The 1,727-nt window shown below is 73.1% G+C and carries 2 protein-coding genes; both read right to left on the bottom strand.

Annotated features, from left to right (window positions below):
- The coding region (locus tag AB8Z36_RS39755) for a DoxX family protein (protein ID WP_369218226.1) at positions 1 to 1,387 on the bottom strand (1,387 nt) is incomplete at its 3' end.
- Between the two features lie 93 nt (positions 1,388 to 1,480).
- The coding region (locus AB8Z36_RS39750; protein ID WP_369218225.1) for a TrmH family RNA methyltransferase at positions 1,481 to 1,727 on the bottom strand (247 nt) is incomplete at its 5' end.

Here is a 1,727-nt window from a genome sequence, read left to right as displayed (position 1 = left end):
GGCCCGCGGAGTTGCCGCCCTGGGTGGGCGAGCCGGTGGAGGCGGAGGGGCTCTGGGCCTGGCGCCGCTGCTTCTTGGCGGGGTCGCCGGGGAGCGGGGAGCCGGGCAGTTCGTTGCGCGGGGCCTCGCCGGGTCCCGGGACGGTGACCCGGTCCGCGTCGCGCACCGCGCCGCCGAGGAGCGAGCCGACGAGCAGCGTCAGACCGATCACCACACCGCCGACCAGACCGCCGCGCCGCAGCACGCGCCGCCGCAGGTCCCAGATGTCGACGCGCGGGCCCAGCGTGCGCCAGGCCTCGCCCGCGAGACGGCCGTCCACGGAGTAGACCGGGGCGCCCGCGATGATCAGCGGCGACCAGGCGGCCAGATAGATGATGTCCGGGGCGTCGTAGGCCGGGACGGTCTTCCAGCTCACCGTGACCATCAGCGCGGCGGAGAGCAGCACCCCGACCGTGGCGGCGACCCGCTGCCAGAGCCCGAGGACCGTCAGGACGCCGACGATGACCTGGAGGAAGGCGATGCTGAGCCCGGCGCCCACCGGGTGCTGGAGCGCGAAGTCGCGCAGCGGCTCGGCCAGCGCCCAGGGGTGCAGCGAGGTGAGCCACTTGACCATGGAGCCGCGCTCGCCGCCGTCGAAGTAGACGGGGTCGCACAGCTTGCCCATGCCCGCGTAGATGGAGATGAAGCCGAGGAAGACGCGGAGCGGCAGCAGGACCACGCCGAGGTTCATCCGGCGCCCGGGGTAGTAGGCGTGGCGGACCGGGTCGGCACCGTGCCGCCGCTTGCGCTCCTCGCCCTCCGTCCCGTCGTCGTAGCCGATCTCGTAGGCGTCGTCGGTGTAGTCGGGGTACCCGCCGTCGTACGCTTCGCGGCGCTCGCGCTCGGCGATCCGCTCGTCGTAGTCGCTGCTGGGCAGGCGCATCTGGGGCAGGAGACGGGTCTCGGGGCGGCCGCCGGAGACGCCGGGCGTCTCGACGGTCTCCGGGCCCTCGTCGTAGTCCACGCGCGGGATGACCTGCGTGGCGCCCGTGTCGCCGGTCTCTTCGGCCGAACGGCGCACACTGCTGCCGCGCACGGCCTGGAGGAGTCTGATCGCGCCCGTGTCGTCCGGATCGGACCTGCCGCTCCAGACGACGGGCGCGCGGCGCTTGGCGGCCGTGCCCGCGACGGGGATGCGCACCGTCGGGTCGGCGGCGCCCAAGTGCCGGGAGATACGCGGGGATTGGGTGCGCCCAGCGGCGGGGAGCTGCACGCGGAAGCTCGCGTGATTGACGATGACCTGCGCCGGGTCGCTCGGCACCTTCACCATGCTCAGCGCGGGAGCTTCGTCGAAGCCTGACGAGCTTCCCCCCGTGGGAGTGCGGGGTGTTCTGGTGTCCACACTCATCTAACCGAGTGATGTGTGTTTAGGACACTGTCTTGACCGTGGGGAAATGTCCGGGCCGCGTCAAGAGATCAACGCGGCCCGGACGGACGGGCCTCAGCTGCGGCGCCGCGCGGCCTCGTAGAGCACGACGCCCGCCGCGACACCGGCGTTCAGCGACTCGGTGCCGCCCGGCATCGGAATGCGGACCCGGAAGTCGCACGTCTCGCCGACCAGGCGGGACAGGCCCTTGCCCTCGCTGCCGMCGACGATSACGACGGGACCGCCGAGCGCCTGGAGGTCGCCGACCTCSTGCTCGCCGTCCGCCGCGAGGCCGACGACGGCGACSCCCGCCTTCTTSTAC

Origin of the sequence: Streptomyces flavofungini (assembly GCF_041028215.1) — a bacterium.
GTDB lineage: Bacteria > Actinomycetota > Actinomycetes > Streptomycetales > Streptomycetaceae > Streptomyces > Streptomyces flavofungini_B.
The sequence above is the reverse complement of the archived record's forward strand: the minus strand, read 5'-3'. Positions and strand labels throughout refer to the sequence as shown.